The organism is Parasphingorhabdus sp. (assembly GCF_039982415.1).
Classification (GTDB): Bacteria; Pseudomonadota; Alphaproteobacteria; order Sphingomonadales; family Sphingomonadaceae; genus Parasphingorhabdus.
The window spans coordinates 241,815-255,596 of the sequence record NZ_JBDWYL010000008.1 but is presented as its reverse complement, the minus strand read 5'-3'; the positions used below and the strand labels follow the sequence as shown (position 1 = coordinate 255,596).

General features: G+C 51.2%; 14 protein-coding genes and 1 tRNA gene. 7 read left to right on the top strand and 8 right to left on the bottom strand.

Annotated features, from left to right (window positions below):
- Window positions 1–77: 77 nt before the first annotated feature.
- From ABJU74_RS13825 to ABJU74_RS13805, 5 genes are all read right to left on the bottom strand, one after another.
- A complete protein-coding gene (locus tag ABJU74_RS13825) occupies window positions 78–746 on the bottom strand; it encodes an enoyl-CoA hydratase/isomerase family protein (RefSeq protein ID WP_348384874.1) in 669 nt (222 codons plus the stop codon).
- A complete protein-coding gene (locus tag ABJU74_RS13820) occupies window positions 743–2,836 on the bottom strand; it encodes a S9 family peptidase (RefSeq protein ID WP_348384873.1) in 2,094 nt (697 codons plus the stop codon). Before ABJU74_RS13820 ends, ABJU74_RS13825 begins: the two co-directional genes overlap by 4 nt.
- Before the next feature lie 52 nt (window positions 2,837–2,888).
- Window positions 2,889–3,458, bottom strand: coding sequence for a DUF2497 domain-containing protein (locus tag ABJU74_RS13815; protein ID WP_348384872.1), 570 nt, complete (start codon window positions 3,456–3,458; stop codon window positions 2,889–2,891).
- A gap of 96 nt (window positions 3,459–3,554) precedes the next feature.
- Complete coding sequence (locus ABJU74_RS13810) at window positions 3,555–5,015, bottom strand: TolC family outer membrane protein (protein WP_348384871.1); 1,461 nt, start codon at window positions 5,013–5,015, stop codon at window positions 3,555–3,557.
- A gap of 43 nt (window positions 5,016–5,058) precedes the next feature.
- The gene (locus ABJU74_RS13805) at window positions 5,059–5,712 is read right to left on the bottom strand and encodes a protein-L-isoaspartate O-methyltransferase (RefSeq protein ID WP_348384870.1); all 654 of its coding nucleotides are present in this window, start codon (window positions 5,710–5,712) and stop codon (window positions 5,059–5,061) included.
- Window positions 5,713–5,936: 224 nt separating this feature from the next.
- Between ABJU74_RS13805 and ABJU74_RS13800 the strand changes: the two genes are divergently transcribed.
- Window positions 5,937–6,010 (top strand) — tRNA-Cys (locus ABJU74_RS13800).
- 196 nt (window positions 6,011–6,206) lie between these two features.
- Here ABJU74_RS13800 and ABJU74_RS13795 read toward each other — a convergent pair.
- Window positions 6,207–6,758, bottom strand: coding sequence for a TetR/AcrR family transcriptional regulator (locus ABJU74_RS13795; protein WP_348384869.1), 552 nt, complete (start codon window positions 6,756–6,758; stop codon window positions 6,207–6,209).
- 113 nt (window positions 6,759–6,871) lie between these two features.
- Between ABJU74_RS13795 and ABJU74_RS13790 the strand changes: the two genes are divergently transcribed.
- The 5 genes from ABJU74_RS13790 to ABJU74_RS13770 all read left to right on the top strand — a co-directional run bounded on the left by ABJU74_RS13790 (window position 6,872) and on the right by ABJU74_RS13770 (window position 10,004).
- Entirely contained in the window at window positions 6,872–7,660 is a 789-nt protein-coding gene (locus ABJU74_RS13790) for an SDR family oxidoreductase (RefSeq protein WP_348384867.1), read from the top strand.
- A 23-nt stretch (window positions 7,661–7,683) separates the two neighbouring features.
- On the top strand, window positions 7,684–7,992 hold the full coding sequence (locus ABJU74_RS13785) for a carboxymuconolactone decarboxylase family protein (protein ID WP_348384866.1): 309 nt from the start codon (window positions 7,684–7,686) through the stop codon (window positions 7,990–7,992).
- Between the two features lie 13 nt (window positions 7,993–8,005).
- Window positions 8,006–8,680 (top strand): cupin domain-containing protein, encoded by a 675-nt coding sequence (locus ABJU74_RS13780; RefSeq protein ID WP_348384865.1) that lies wholly within the window; start codon window positions 8,006–8,008, stop codon window positions 8,678–8,680.
- A 73-nt stretch (window positions 8,681–8,753) separates the two neighbouring features.
- A complete protein-coding gene (locus ABJU74_RS13775; protein WP_348384863.1) occupies window positions 8,754–9,221 on the top strand; it encodes a Dps family protein in 468 nt (155 codons plus the stop codon).
- A gap of 270 nt (window positions 9,222–9,491) precedes the next feature.
- A complete protein-coding gene (locus tag ABJU74_RS13770; RefSeq protein ID WP_348384862.1) occupies window positions 9,492–10,004 on the top strand; it encodes a DinB family protein in 513 nt (170 codons plus the stop codon).
- Between the two features lie 6 nt (window positions 10,005–10,010).
- Here the strand turns inward: ABJU74_RS13770 and ABJU74_RS13765 are convergent, their stop codons facing one another.
- Both ABJU74_RS13765 and ABJU74_RS13760 read right to left on the bottom strand, forming a co-directional pair.
- Window positions 10,011–10,247 carry a hypothetical protein gene (locus ABJU74_RS13765; protein ID WP_348384860.1) on the bottom strand — a complete coding sequence of 79 codons (237 nt, stop codon included), beginning with the start codon at window positions 10,245–10,247 and terminating at the stop codon, window positions 10,011–10,013.
- The gene (locus ABJU74_RS13760; protein WP_348384859.1) at window positions 10,244–12,088 is read right to left on the bottom strand and encodes a serine hydrolase; all 1,845 of its coding nucleotides are present in this window, start codon (window positions 12,086–12,088) and stop codon (window positions 10,244–10,246) included. The genes ABJU74_RS13765 and ABJU74_RS13760 overlap by 4 nt, the downstream gene beginning before the upstream one ends.
- A gap of 66 nt (window positions 12,089–12,154) precedes the next feature.
- Between ABJU74_RS13760 and ABJU74_RS13755 the strand changes: the two genes are divergently transcribed.
- Window positions 12,155–13,759: a winged helix-turn-helix domain-containing protein gene (locus ABJU74_RS13755; protein WP_348384858.1), complete on the top strand. Its 1,605-nt coding sequence runs from the start codon at window positions 12,155–12,157 to the stop codon at window positions 13,757–13,759.
- Window positions 13,760–13,782: the final 23 nt, after the last annotated feature.

The following is a 13,782-nucleotide window of genomic DNA, read 5'->3' as shown; positions in this document are numbered from 1 at the left end:
GGCATCGAGAAGGATGGCCATCTTCGCTAGTCTTGCGCAGAAATTCATTTGCCATGCCGAAGATTGCGACGAACAGCCTATCCCAAAATCGCATCAATTTCTGCATTGGCCTTGGCACGCAATTGGCGCTTGCAGGCCGCAAAACCGGGTTGTGCGTTTATCTCCTGTGCCTTTGCGACAGATTTTTCAATCAAATCCGCCGGCATTAATGTGGCTTCGACCAAGCCTGCGCCGATTGCTTCATTGGGTTTCAACAACATGCTCGATAATGCCAATCGCCGGCGCCATGATGGTTCCATCCAATGATCCAATATGGCCTGTGCAACCGGTGGGAAGGGCAATCCGGCTTTGGCTTCTGGCAGGCCGATTCGATAGTCTCCGGAAGCGGCGTAAATCCAGTCGGCGCACAGCATCATGATCCCGCCAGCGCCAATAGAATTGCCGTTCACCGCACATATCAATGCGCAGGGCAGGCGGTGGAGCGAGGCCGCATAGGCGTTGATGGCTGCAATTGCCTGTTCTTGTCCCGCTTCGTCGAGCGCGGCTGCGATCTTGGTATCCATACCGCAGGTGAAATGTTCTCCCGCTCCGGTGAGCACCACGCCGCCACTGGGATTGTCCTGTGCCAATTTTTGGAAAACTTCTGTTCCTTCGTGAAGCAATTCAGTCGACAAGGTATTACGCGGCGCATTGGTGAGCGTGACAATAATGGTGTCGCCATCGGTTTCGGTCGGGAAAAAGCTCATTCCGTTTTGCCTTTTTCTGTCCAGCGGCCCATCCAGTCGAAAACCGTATCATGCCATTGGACGCTATTTTTCCCTTTCAAGATCCAGTGGTTTTCATCAGGGAAAATCAACAGCTTAGAAGGGATATTACGTTCTTGTGCATAGGTAAACGGCATAAGAGATTGGGTGTAGGGGATGCGAAAATCCTTTTCACCATGGATGAATAATGTGGGTGTTTTCCATTTGTCGATATGCTGGATCGGATTCCATTTTTCCGGATCCACGCGTTCCCACCAAGGGCCGCCATGATCCCATTGATCAAACCACAACTCCTCGGTCGAAAAGGCAAAGCTGCGCAAATCGAAAATACCGGCATGGTTGATGATGCAATCAAATTGATCCGGCCATTGGCCTGCGATCCAGTTCATCATATAGCCGCCATAGCTGGCACCCAGCGCGCAGGATCGTGTTCCGTCAATTTGCCGATCGAGTTTCAGCGCTGCCGCATGGCCCAGTTTTAGATCTTCAAGCGGCTTGCCACCCCAATCTTGATTGATGCTGTCCATAAATTCCTGGCCATAGCCAGCAGATCCATGGAAATCGATCGTCACGACGGCATAGCCTTGCGCTGCCATTACCTTGGGATTCCAACGGGTTGACCAGCTATCTCCAAAGCTGCCCTGAGGACCTCCATGCACGAGAAACGCCATAGGCAGTTTACCCTGCGCGCCAGCCGGTTTGATAATCTGACCCCAGACTTGATCGCCTTTGGCACCTTTGAAATTAAACCGTTCTACGGTCACTTCGTCAATTTCCGCCAGCGCATCACCATTGACATTGGTCAGCTGTGTCACCGTTCCATTTACCGCGCGGCGGTAAATATCATTGGGAGCGTGAAGGCTCTTTTTGGTGAAGATCATCGATCCATCTTGAAGCGGCGTGATATTGCCGACACTGCCGTTTTTCGTCAGCCGGGTTACATTGCCATCAGCGATATCAACACGAAAGGCGGCATAATCCAAAATCTCGGATGCGGTTACAATAAGCGCTTTGCTGTCTGGTGTCCATGTAATCGAGCTGACCGATCGATCCCAATCACCAGTAATTACTTTCGGCTCCTCGTCGCCTCTGCGCAATAGTTTGACGACTTTACGATCGCTTTCATAGCCGGGACGTTCCATCGCGGCCCATGCTAACCAGCGATCGTCAGGAGAAAAAGCGGGGAGTGTATCGGTGGCCTTGCCATTGCCCGGCATTGGGCTCGGAGCACCGGTCGCAACGGAAACGCCATAAATATCCGTATCTGTTGATTTGGGTTCATTGCGATCGGCCTTGCGCAGAACAAAGGCCAGTCCGGTCCCACTGGGTGACCAAGAAATCTCTTCGCCACCGCCAAAGGGTTTGGACGGGCTATCGCCAATTAAATCGCCATCCAATGGTTTGCCGTTATCGCTTAACTTATCGCCGTTCAGATCAAATGAAAAAATTCGGCTATAAATGCCGGACGTTTCCCAGCTGGACCAATGGCGAACGAATAGCGCATCATATTCGCGACCAGTGCCTGGTCCTGGGAGAGACTGATTGCTATTACCTTCTTCTTCTTTGTCACAGCCAAATGTCGGACAGTCTTTCGAAATATCCCCCCAAATTGCCACTCTGTCGCCATTGGGTGAAAGTTTGAAGCCAGCAATATCCGCTTTGAGATCGCTCACTTGCGAAGCTTCCCCTACGGATCCTTCCTTTGCAATTTTGGTTTGCCAAAGCTGCTCGGATCCGCTGCTGTCAGATAAATAATAAAGCTTGGTACCATCTATGGAAAAGGAGGGACTGTGCTCGCTAGAATCGGGCTTATCGGCAATGCGCAGGGGTGGGGCATTCGGCTTGGACAGGTTCAGCAAATAAAGCCCAGTAGAGCGTTTGTAGCTATCCGGATCTGTTTGGGTTACGTCAAAAGCAGCCCATTTTTCATCAGAAGAAACAGCAACGCTGCCTAAGCGTTTGAGCGTGGCGAGATCTTGTGCCGTCATCGGCCGAGCTGATGCGATGGAAGTGGAAAATAGTGCACCCGTTAGAACGAGTGCGACGGTGGAGGTTTTGGATAGATTTTTCATGAGCCGGGTTTAGCACGACCCACAATCTTATCAATCGGGCATATGCACCAGATTATGTGTCGTTTAGCCGTTGAATTTCACGAGCAACCATCTCTTCCACCAATTGCGGCAGGTTTTCATCCAGCCATTGCTTAAGCATTGGCCGCATTAACTCGCGCGTTAAGTCTTCTAGTGACGTTCCCTGGCTTGGTTTTGCAGCAATGGTGGCGTTGCCGCTTTCCATCGATACGAGCGCGGAAAGGGATTGGCGCATAGAATCAAGCTTTTGATCGTTGATCAATCGCTCTTCTTTTCTTCGGTCTCCGAAAACGCCGCGAGCAGAAGAGGGCGCGGTGTCGGTGACTTCATTGGTCAATTCCAAGACCCCGTCATCATCATCGATTATCGTGACGCTGGATTTATTTGTTCGCTCTTTTTTGGCAGTAATATTCTTGGGCATCGGGGCAATGGGCGTAACATTGCTGGGGATACGAATATCCTCTTCATCCGTTTGTTCCGCATCATCGGACATGTCGCGTGCAGTTGATCCGGGACCAGGTTCAATCGCTTTGTCTTCAGCGATGATTCGCTTAATCGAAGACAATATCTCTTCCATGGAAGATTCTTTGTTTTGCTCTGCCATTTCTGCTCCCTAAACACCTAACAATTACGCGTCAGAATTCCTCCTTAGCGCATTATCGCTATTCTCAGCAACTCTTTGCCGGCCCGATGGTGTTGATTATTTATTCGGAGTTTCGGGAAGTGGCTCAACATCAGCCGTTTGAGCCGGCGTGTCGACGGTGCGCGTTGCTTTTGGTTCCGGATTGGGATCTGACTGAAAGTCATAAAATTGATCTTTGACGCGATCATAATTGACTTGCGGATCATAAAGCGGACCGCCTTCAAGTCCAAGATCCCGCGCTTCAGCTCTGCCCATAGCCGCCAACAAGGTAAAGCCGGCGACATAGCTGTTGCGGCGTGCGGTCACCAATTGCACTTGTGCGTTGAGCAATTCCTGTTCGGCGTTGAGAATATCCAAGATGGTCCGGTTGCCCACGCTATTTTCAGCACGCACACCTTCCAGCGACAAGGCGCTAGCGGCCACGGCCCTTTCAGAAGATTGGATTACTCGCTCCGACGCCCGCCAGCTGGAATAAGCGGCGCGTGTTTGCGAGATAATATTGCGCTCAGTCTCGATTAGTTGCTCATAGGCTTGACCTGACCGCGCCTGGGCTTGGCGAATCTGTGCCGCCGGGCGACCGCCTTGATAAATCGGGACGCTCAGCCGCACGCCAGCTTCGGCATTGGATTGCTCTTGGACGAAATCTGCGCCCGGAATATTGCCACCCAAAGTATCGAGGAAATTGACGTAGCTCCCTTGGGCATAAGCGGTAATTGTCGGTTTATTTGCACCGCGCGCGGTTTTGATATCAATTTCCGCGGCTTTGCTGCGTTCTTTGGCGGCCAATAAATCGGGGTTAAATTGCAAAGCGATATCCACCGCTTTATCCGGCGTTTCTGGCAGATTGGGGAGGGGGGGCGGTGATTCCAATGTACCGGGTACCTGCCCGACCAAGGCAATATAATTTTCTTTGCTTCTGATCAGATTCGCGCGTGCCGATTCCAGCTCACCCTTGGCCACTTCCAACCGAGATTCAGACTGTGCAACATCGGTCCGGGTTAAATCACCAATTTCGAAGCGATCGCTTGTCGCTTCAAGATTGACTGCCAAAACACCAACATTTGCGCGGTTCAATTTGACCACGGCTTCGTCGCGCATCACATCCATATAGGCGGCAACAACATTGCTAAACAAACTGGCTTCGGTTCCACGCAGACCAAATTGTCCAGCTGTGACGCGCGTTTTGGCGGCGCGCACGGCATTTTTGACGCGGCCACCAGAATAGACCGGCACATTAATTTCGCCGCCGGCACTGACTTGTCGAAGCGGCGCAGTGAAACTGTTGGAATTGCGCAGGAAATTTTCTTGAAAGTTAAATTGTGATCCAGAACTGGGGCGGCCATCTGCTTTTGCAATGGGGACGTTCTCGTCTTGCGCCCGTTGCGCAGCCTGCGCTGCGGATAAAGTTGGATTGGTTTGATAGGCCGCAACAAAGGCCTCGCGCAGTGTATCCGCCTGAGCTGGGCTCGACAGTGCGACAATCGCGGCGGCGCTTAACAAAATTCGGCGCTTACTCATTGAAGGACGTCTCCTAGGATAGATGTTCTGGCTAGCCGGCATATTAGAAAGTGAAACTCTTGTCTTTTTCAAAGCCAGGTAGGGACACGCCGCCACAATCGGCAAAATATTGATAACCAACCGTGCCGCCCGCTTTGTGGCCAATTACCAATCGCGCAACGCCATTGTCGAGTGTGGAACCGACAAGACGCCCCTGATCGGCCAGCTGATCGGTCAAACTGGAGGGGATGGAGTCAGCAATGCCGTCGATAATAATAACGGAATAGGGGGCGTTTTTGGCAAAGCCATCTTTGTGACTAGCCTTTTCTACCGTGACATTATCGAGTCCGGTGAGATTGGCCTTCGCTTTCGTCGCCAGCTTAGCCGATTGTTCTACTGCCACGACCTGATTCACCAGATGAGCGAGCACTGCAGCGGTGTAGCCTGTCGCCGCTCCTACAAGTAAGACATTGTCTTCATTCGTTAATTCCGCGGTATTGAGCAGCAATCCGGTGGCCAATGGCGCGTTGAGGGCCCGGCCTTCACCTATCGCAACCCCGCGATCGGAATAAGCAATTTCACGCGAAGCAGCGGGAACAAAATCTTCCCGCGGAACAGTGTTCATTGCGGCTATTACATGGGGATCGCTGACATCCGTTGTCCGCAATTGACTGACCACCATGGCTTTGCGCATTTCATCGAAATTTTCGTGACCCACTGTTTCACCCTTAGACTGTTGTTCCAGTGCTATGCCATTCCTGTATTATTTAAGCAATACACTAAGTTTGTTTTCCATCCGCTTCTAGCCGCACTTGTTGATGTCGCCAAGACGGATTTCAGCGATTTTCCCAAGGTAGCGACTTTTCTGCGACATTATGTTGGTGAAAGGCGGCAAGTTAGGGTTGACATTGGCGTCAAAGACTCGCAGTTGCGCCCTTCTCCGGCCCGATGGCGGAGTGGTGACGCAGCGGATTGCAAATCCGTGTACGCCGGTTCGATTCCGGCTCGGGCCTCCAAATATTGCTTTAGAGCATTGGAAATATTTGGTTATTTTAGAACAGCCAATTCTGCTGAATCCCGCCTCCCGCAAAAAGATAGCTTTGGCCAGCGCCGAACCTGGCAAGGATGCGGTCACCAACATATATTTTTATGTCCGCTTTGGGCGCAAAAGCGGACATCAGCGTTAAACAAGAAATCAATTTAGAGACCAACTCATGGGTACTGAATCTGTGAAACAACACTTTCAAATATTTTATGATCCTCCAGACTACGCGCAACAATCATAGCACCTTCCAATGTGGCAATAATATGAAGACTCCTGGATTTGAGATCTTCAGCAGGAGTGGACGCTTCATTGTACGATAAAGCGGCGATCAGCCACGTCACGTTTCTTTCAAAAAATTTCTTGGCTTCTTCACCCACGGAAGGCGGCAATGCTTCTATTTCAGCACCCATAATGCCGCAAAGGCACATCAACTCGTCCTCAATTAAGGCTTTGCGATAAAGATCAATATATCGCTCAATCGCCACTTTAGGATTGTCTAAGTCATTTGGGTCACCAAGCGCGTCCAAAAACCTATCTGTATAGCGTTGAACTACTGCTGCACCGAGTTCATCCTTCGTAGGAAAATGATAGTGAACGCTGGATGATTTTACGCCGACTGCTTTGGCAATCTCGCGAAAGCTAAAATTGTTATAGCCACCTTGTCTTGCCATTTCCTCAGCAATATCAAGAATTTCGTCTGCTTTTTCTGATCGTTTCATGTCAAATTCCTTAGACCTCTATCTACCACACGATAGATAGAGGTTGACTCAATTCGAATCAAGTGTATTTAGGGTTCATCTTTTAACTACCTAACGATAGATAGGAACATCAAATGACTGATCAAAATACTGAACAAGCAAATCAATTCGCATTAATCATCGGCGGATCAAGCGGCATGGGTCTGGCAACGGCCAAGCGCCTTAGCGAACGCGGGATCAATCTTTTGCTGGTCTCCAGCAATTTCGAAAAACTGGAGCGGGCCAAAGTCGAGATAGCGCAAAATGGTTCCGGTGATATTCAGATTGAAGTAGTCGATTTGTACAATGAAAGTGACGTCGATGCTTTCGTCGCCAAAATTAAGTCGGATTCACGACTGATTGATTATCTCGTCAATTCTGCCGGCGCTTTCAAGCCAACGCCATTTCTTGAACACGATAAAGCAGAATATGACAAATATTTTGATTTGAACCGGTCAACGTTCTTCATCACGCAGGCCGTCGCTGAAAAAATGAAGTCTCAAGGCAAAGGTTCGATTGTCAATGTCGGGTCGATGTGGGCAAAACAAGCGATCAAGGCGACACCTTCTTCTGCATATTCAATGGCCAAGGCAGGCCTTCACGCTCTGACCCAGCATCTTGCGATGGAGCTTGGAGAGTTTGGTGTACGTGTGAATGCAGTCTCGCCAGCTGTAGTGGTTACACCAATATACGGCGCATTTATCAACGAGAATGAAATCGAGCAAACCATCACCGACGCATTTGATGCCTTTCATCCAATTGGCCGAGTGGGGCAGCCTGACGATGTTGCTGGAACGATCGACTTTTTACTAACAGATACATGTTCCTGGATCACAGGTGCAATCTGGGATGTTGATGGCGGTGTAATGGCTGGTAGGAATTGAACTGTTAGGTTTGGAGAAGAAACATGTATGATATGAAACACATTACGAAACTTCCGGTACTGGGTGCGCAAGCACCCAGTGCGTGGGAGACGTTCATGGCGTTTGACGAAGCTGCGCTTGCTGACGGAGAAATCCCGAAGAAATATAAGGAACTCATGGCGATTGCTGTCGCACTGACGACCCAATGCCCTTATTGCCTTGAGATACACAAAGCCGCTGCTCTGAAGGCCGGAGCGACCGAAGAGCAAATAGCTGAAGCAACTTTTGTTGCCGCCGCTTTGAGAGCCGGAGCTGCTGTTACGCACGGAACTCATCTCATCGCTGACAAATAAAGGAGAAAGCATCATGCGTATCAACTCTGACTTTTCAAAACGTGCTGTCATTAGACCTGGCGATGTTGACTGGGTTCCCTCTCCCGCAGCTGGAGTTGAACGCATGATGCTTGACCGAATTGGCGATGAAGTAGCAAGAGCAACCACTATTGTTCGTTATGCGCCAAATTCGTCGTTCCCCCGTCACTCACATGATGGCGGCGAAGAATATATTGTTCTCGATGGAACTTTTTCAGATGAATCAGGTGATTATACTGCCGGAACCTATGTTCGAAATCCAATCGGATCAAGTCATTCCCCTTTTACGAAAGACGGGGCAACGATATTGGTAAAACTGCATCAGTTTGATGTGGATGATAAAGAGCAATTTAGCATCGATACCAAAGCCCAGCGGTTTGTCCCTGGACCATCTCCCGGATTGAGCGTTTTGTCTCTACATAGTTTTGGCACGGAGCACACAGCGCTTGTGAAATGGGAGCCTGGTTCGCAGCATGGTGAGCACCGCCATTGGGGCGGTGAGGAGATTTTTGTACTAGATGGGGTGTTCTCAGATGAGCATGGTGATTACCCCAAGGGAACATGGCTCCGCAATCCGCACCTTTCAACACACAAACCTTTTTCCAAAGAAGGTGCGCTTATCCTTGTAAAAACAGGGCATTTGCCGCAATCAAACGAAACTGAACAGTAACTCAGGAAACTGCGCTCAAATGACATAAGCACAATAATTGGGATTAAATCTAAGCTAGATTGAGGTTGATATCATGGACGTGAATATTGGAATTTCTAATCAAGACCGCAAAAGATCTGCAGATGCGCTTAGCGTGCTTCTCGCCGAAACATATACTCTGTACTTGAAGACTCACGGATATCACTGGAACGTTGAAGGACCACATTTTCAGCAACTCCATGCACTCTTCATGGAGCAATATACCGAAATGTGGACTGCCGTCGATGAGCTAGCTGAAAGGATAAGAGCTTTGGGCTTTCCTGCTCCCTCTTCTTACTCTGAAATGGCGAAACTGTCTTCGGTCCCCGAGGAGATCGGCAGGCCGGATTGGAAACAGATGGTTGTCAATCTTGCAGAAGGACATCACCATATCGCCGCGACTGCACGAAAGACGCTACGTGTTGCTGAAGAAGTAGAAGATGATGCTACATCAGACGTCGTAACGCCGCGTATCACGATTCACGAGAAAACAGCTTGGATGCTCAGAGCAACGGCCAAGTAGTAGTGACTTCGCTTCACTTCTTTCTAATCCAAACCGCGGTAAGTAACCCAAGTAGGCACGATATCCGCTAGCGTCCGCTTTCGGGATAAAGCAGACGTTTGTTTCTGGTGCGGCGGACGTTTGGTTGGAGCCCTCTTTGACCGATGCTGCGGTCTGCTCGAATGTCTGCATCTATCAATTCTTAGTGGGCGACGATAACACTGTTCTTAGTCAAAGCCCGACGGCGTTGTATAGCGTCGGTAACCATCAGGCAGGTTTGAGAATTTAACAATGATCACAAATGAATATATCAACGAGATGGCAACCTACGCTCGCTGGCAGAACGATAACATCTATAGGTGCTGCGAAGAGATTGGGCTGGAAGAACGAAAGCGGGATCGCGGCATGTTCTTTGGTTCGATCCACAATACGCTGGATCACATATGTGTGGTCAATCGCTCTATCCTGACGTTTCTCAATGGCACCCTTCCAGAACGAAACCCACCTGGTCACGCGGTATGGCCTGACTGGGAAGAGTTAAAATCCGTTCGTCTTGAACAAGACGATCTTCTGTCGAAAGGCGGTCAAGAATGGACTGAGGACTGGCTGGCCGAGAAAACCACTAAACGCGACCCACATGGTGATGACTTGCCCGCGATCCCACGCTGGGTGATGGTGGTGCAGCTCTTCAACCACCAAACCCACCATCGCAGTCAAGTCACCAGTGCGTTGCACACTATGGGTATTGATTATGGTGCTACGGATATTCCGTGGCGTCCAGGAGCAGGTTTTTTTGCAGGATAGGGTGATTTAGATAGTCGGCGCGTATCGCCAGAGCAACGGAATATCCAGTTTCTGTTTCCCGAAAGCAGCTACTTGCGCAGGCGCAGCGAAATGGCGTTTTGTCCGCATCCCGGTCATTTGCGTCGAATAAGTGCGAGCCCAAATGCCGACGCTAAACGCTGTCATCGCATAGGGCAGCGACTGGGCCGATGGCGGAACGTCCCGTTTTGGCTGAACGGCATCTACAACCGACGCTCGGCTCAAGGCAGATCAGTGATCGCTGGAATGATGTAGGTTCCGACAATCTGGTCGCGCCACCGTCCCCAGATGCCGCCCATGCGATAATTGCCGCCTGTGATGCCGACCGCCATATCGAGTTCCGGGACCACGATCAGCAATTGTCCGCCATTGCCACTGGCTTGATACGAAATGTAGCTACGCTCGCCGACATCTATGGAGTTCACGACCCATATGTAGGCTTGTGATCCGCCGAAATAGCTATTCTGAAAAGTCTCCGAAGTCATCCCTGTCGTTTCGGGAGAGATCGCGATACGAGCCTTTGTTGATTCCTTGACCCACTCGCTGCTGACGATCTGTCGCCCGTTCCACATGCCATCGGCTGCGTACATTGTACCGATCTTTAGGATATCGCGTGGACGCATATAGGCCCCGCCTCCCAGATATCCTTCACCATTCGGTGAGAGCGCCCAGTGATAAGGGCCAAAGCCCAGAGGTTTCGCGATCAGCTCGCCGAAGAGCTCGTAAACCGGAACCTGGCCGAATTCAGTCAGGCTGGCTCCCACGAGATTGGCACTGCCAGAGCAATAAGCATAGCGCGTCCCCGGATCGTGCAGCAGCGCTAGTTTGGCAGTGTAGAGCCAGTAGTTCGGCTCTTCGTCTTGCTCCCACATATTCCATTCATTGCCGGCTGAATCATTCGAATTGACATCGCAATCCAGACCGCTGGTGAAGGTCATCAGATTGCCAAGAGTAATGTCGGCCTTTCTCGTGTCATCGACGCGCATCCCTGCATTTTTCAGTAGACCAATAACGGGACGATGATCGGCCGAGATCGCATGTCCTTGCTGCTGCAATGCACCGACCATGACCGAACCGAAGGCCTTGCCAAGCGATCGGACATCATGGCGCTGCTTGCTGTCATGGCCGTAAAAATACTCCTCATACACCAGTGATCCGCCGCGTGAGATGAGCAGCGAATGGATCAGATGCGGTTCCGATCTCGGATCGAGGCGTCCAATCCTCTCGGTCAACGCCTCAAGCGCTGCACGGTCGAAGCCTGCCTGCTCTGGTGCAGCCACGCGCCAGTCGTCGTCGAGCTGTGGCGGAGGAGCAAACGGTTTAACGGCCTGACCGGCGAGTCGACTGAAATAAGCTGATTTGGCCGTTTCACTGGCAGGGGTGAGTGAGATTGGTTCTTCGAAGCGATCATATTGCAACAGGACTTCGCGTTCTCCCTGCTGGTAGAAGCGATGCCGCCTTTTGCGGTCACCGTTGCCGCTGACCAGGCTCCAGCCTCCATTTGCTTCGGTCTCGACTCGAAATTGGCTTGCGCCAAGCGTGTTGTTTCCTTCCGGATTTCTGATGACAGCTGCTATGGTGTCGTCGTCACTCTCGAAAACATCCAGAAACACCCGGAATGGCCGTGATTGGATCTCAATGCTGTTCTGCCATTGATCCTTCGTCACCCTCGGCAACACGACCGGTGTCGCGACATATTGATAATCGAGTGGAGACGGAGGCTGGAACCAGTAGCCGTGAATTTCGGATTTATCAGCGGTCAGTTCACCGCGGAATCTCTGGCCGTCCGGCAAAGCTAAGGATATTTCGCCCTTGTTTTGCGTGGACGCGATCGCAGAGCCATCGATTTCAGCACGCCAGACACCGTCGACCATTTCGAGCGATAGGCGTCGTTCGCTGTCGGGTTCTTCTGCGCTCCACAGCCATAAGCCCAATGGCGCAGTATCTGGCTCAACAGCATCCTGCGTGTGTTCCTGTTCGGCATTGCCCACCAAGAGCAATCCAGCGAAAATTATGGCGGTTACAAAGCGTCTTCTCATCATGCGTTTCTCAATCTGTTCGATCATGTCGTTTCAATGGAGGAAGCATCGCTGTTGAGCGCTGCCGCGTCACTTAAAGATATTTGAAGAAACTTGAAGCATCGCCTTTTAGCCGCAATAAGACTGCTCATCGTGCACTATGTTTTAAATGATCTGTCGATCGACACCGCAAGGCGCGCCGTTTATCGCGGAACGAGCGCGATCAAGTTGCCAGACCTGAGCTTTGACACGCTCATCGCGCTGGTTGAAGCGGCTCCCGAACCTTTGAGTATTGCAGCCCTGTCTCAATCGGTTTGGCGCGCCGAGCATGTTAGCAATGAAACAGTGGCACAGCGCATTGCGCTCTTGCGCAAAGCCCTCGGCGATGATCCGAAAGACCCGGTCTACATTCGCACGGTGCGCGGATCGGGATATGCGATCGCAGGTAATGTCAAGCGGTTCGAGTGCGAATCGGCATCAGAGCGACGTTCGGATGAGGGCAACATTCGCATGATTGCGGCAGTATCGGCCATGGTCGCCATATTATTTGCCGGTTTGCTGTTTTGGATTCCTCCCAATTCCGGCTCGCAAACAGGCGAGAGCTTTGCAGATACCGTTGGCGTATCAGAGGCTTCACTGCTTGTAACGCGTGCACAGGAACAACTGGGCCTCCACCAGTCTATGGAGACCGATAGAGCCATTTCGATGTTGCGAGACGCGTTGGCGCAGGAGCCGAACAGTTTCCGCGCACGCCTAACTCTGAGTTTTGCGCTGTCCACGAAAGCCACCAAATTTGATGGTGGGTCTAGTGAAAAAAAGGAAGCTGAAGGGCTTGCGCGTGCACTGATCGCGGAACGGCCTGACAGCAGCAATGCCTGGTCGGCTTTAGGCTATACGCTAGGGTCACAAGGGCGGATGAATGAAAGCCTATCGGCGCTGCAATACGCCTATCAGCTTGATCCGAACAATGCCCCGGCAGCTTCCAGTGCGGCCTACGTCCACCTTGTGCAGGGACAGCTTTATCAGGCGCTAGATCTAGAGTTTAAGGTGCTGCAGGCAGGTGGACAATCACGCTATGCCGAAATTCAGATTGCACAAAGCTTGGAATTGATCAGCCATCCTGCAGCCAAGCGATGGCATGATAAGGCAATGGTTCTCAATCCTGGTCAAGTTGTGATCCTCAGCGAAGTGGCAAGATCGCATCTCCGCCATGACCGCAATAACGCCGCGCTCGAAACGCTTTCACAGGCCAAAGGAAAGGACCAGTCAGCGCCGACCATTTTGCAATTGCGTGGGCGGGCGAATCTCGCACTTGGGCGCGTTGAGGAAGCAAAGCGCGACCTGCGAGCCGCTGGTCGACGAGGGCATTACGATCTGGCCGCGCTCAACGCGATGAACGGGAATCAAGCGCCTGCAAACAAGCTTTTCTCTCCTGCTAAGCTGGCCGAATTGAACGGTGATCCCGACCCTGAATATCGGATACAGCTCGCAGAAGTAGCCGCTGCGCTAGGCAAAGAAAATGAAGCGATCGGGTTACTTGCACAGGCAGTCAATCTGGGCTGGAGAGATATAAGGTGGCTCAAACAATCCCCCTTTCTCGCTGAACTTATGGCGTCGCGCAAAGGACGAGACCTGGAAGATAGGATTATCCGCGAGCTGAATGCACAGCGAAGATTAACCGAAGGTAACCAAAAGTTGGTTTTCGCGATCAAAGGCTGATTGAGAATTCAGGCCAACGTGGA

What these genes read in the sequence shown, in the direction of transcription:
- ABJU74_RS13825 (WP_348384874.1), bottom strand. Translation starts at nt 746, where the DNA reads ATGAGCTTTTTCCCGACCGAAACCGATGGCGACACCATTATTGTCACG.
- ABJU74_RS13820 (WP_348384873.1), bottom strand. Translation starts at nt 2,836, where the DNA reads ATGAAAAATCTATCCAAAACCTCCACCGTCGCACTCGTTCTAACGGGT.
- ABJU74_RS13815 (WP_348384872.1), bottom strand. Translation starts at nt 3,458, where the DNA reads ATGGCAGAGCAAAACAAAGAATCTTCCATGGAAGAGATATTGTCTTCG.
- ABJU74_RS13810 (WP_348384871.1), bottom strand. Translation starts at nt 5,015, where the DNA reads ATGAGTAAGCGCCGAATTTTGTTAAGCGCCGCCGCGATTGTCGCACTG.
- ABJU74_RS13795 (WP_348384869.1), bottom strand. Translation starts at nt 6,758, where the DNA reads ATGAAACGATCAGAAAAAGCAGACGAAATTCTTGATATTGCTGAGGAA.
- ABJU74_RS13790 (WP_348384867.1), top strand. Translation starts at nt 6,872, where the DNA reads ATGACTGATCAAAATACTGAACAAGCAAATCAATTCGCATTAATCATC.
- ABJU74_RS13785 (WP_348384866.1), top strand. Translation starts at nt 7,684, where the DNA reads ATGTATGATATGAAACACATTACGAAACTTCCGGTACTGGGTGCGCAA.
- ABJU74_RS13780 (WP_348384865.1), top strand. Translation starts at nt 8,006, where the DNA reads ATGCGTATCAACTCTGACTTTTCAAAACGTGCTGTCATTAGACCTGGC.
- ABJU74_RS13775 (WP_348384863.1), top strand. Translation starts at nt 8,754, where the DNA reads ATGGACGTGAATATTGGAATTTCTAATCAAGACCGCAAAAGATCTGCA.
- ABJU74_RS13770 (WP_348384862.1), top strand. Translation starts at nt 9,492, where the DNA reads ATGATCACAAATGAATATATCAACGAGATGGCAACCTACGCTCGCTGG.
- ABJU74_RS13760 (WP_348384859.1), bottom strand. Translation starts at nt 12,088, where the DNA reads ATGATCGAACAGATTGAGAAACGCATGATGAGAAGACGCTTTGTAACC.